This is a genomic window from Halomonas sp., from assembly GCF_041689495.1.
Lineage (GTDB): Bacteria > Pseudomonadota > Gammaproteobacteria > Pseudomonadales > Halomonadaceae > Halomonas.
Genome location: NZ_JBDNGD010000114.1, coordinates 1 through 1013, shown reverse-complemented (window position 1 = coordinate 1013; position 1013 = coordinate 1). Strand labels below are relative to the sequence as shown.

The window sequence follows — 1013 nt, the reverse complement described above, 5'->3', positions numbered from 1 at the left end:
CTGGCATGCTGCCGCAGTACATCCGCCACCTTCGGGTAAAGCGGCAGGCTCTCCAGGGGAAGGCGGCTCCAGTCGGCCAGCTGTCGTTCACCGAGGGGGCTTCCCCGCCACACCAGGTCGAGGTAGACACGCTTGTTGCCCAGGCAGATCTCGCCCTCGATGTCATCCTGGTCGACATGGTCCTGCAGATAGGCCAACAAGGCGCCAAGCAGCACGAGCAGGGCAGTGGCATCGCCCTTGAACCAGGCCGGCATGCCGATGGGTATCACGCGCAGCGATTCCTCAGCGTAGCGCTCGTTGAGAGCATCCCAGAGGTCGTTCGACCACAGTGGTGCCAGCCGTTCTCCCTGGCGCTGCATTTCATCGAAGAGGCGACCCATGCGCTCGATATCCTGGCCCAGGGCCTGGCTCTCCTCCTCGATGATTCGCTCCAGGCGTTCGCGCATCTCCCCGGACTCCAGCTCCCGGGGGAGTCGGCTCAGGGCATCGGCGGCGCTGGTCAGGCTGGCACTGTGTCGACGCAGCACGGGGAGGCTGTCGACCAGCTCGGCCCGGGCGCCCATTTCACTGGTCCAGGACGCGGTGGTATCGGTCAGCGTGAGCATGGTCTCGCCATTGCTGCCGGGCACCCGCCGCAGGAGGGCGCGAAGCCAGCGCTCGTCACAGGGCACCAGCACCTCGCGGGGCTCACCTCCCTCGGTTAACTGGCTCATGGCGTCCTGCAGGCTGGCCACGGGCAGCAGGCTGTCGAGTCGCTTGCCCAGGCCCAGTCCATGATGCCCCTCGAAGAGATCCTCGGCGGCCTGGTTGAAGAGCAGGAGTCGGTGATGGTTGTCGCACAGCAACAGGGGGTGTCGAGTACCTGCAGGAGGGTCTCGAGTTCCTGGCGGATACGGGCGGCACTTCGCGCGCCTTCGGCATGGGCGTTGCTCAGGCGATGGCGATCCGAGTGCCAGGCTTCCCTGATCCTGACCAGATCCGGTCCCAGGCCGCGCAACCAGCCCTCGGGGGGG

General features: G+C 66.5%; 1 protein-coding gene. It reads right to left on the bottom strand.

Annotated features, from left to right (window positions below):
- Positions 1 to 845, bottom strand: an 845-nt coding sequence (locus tag ACESMD_RS03725; protein WP_372610451.1) for a PAS domain-containing protein, incomplete at its 3' end; no start/stop codon positions are given.
- Positions 846 to 1013: the final 168 nt, after the last annotated feature.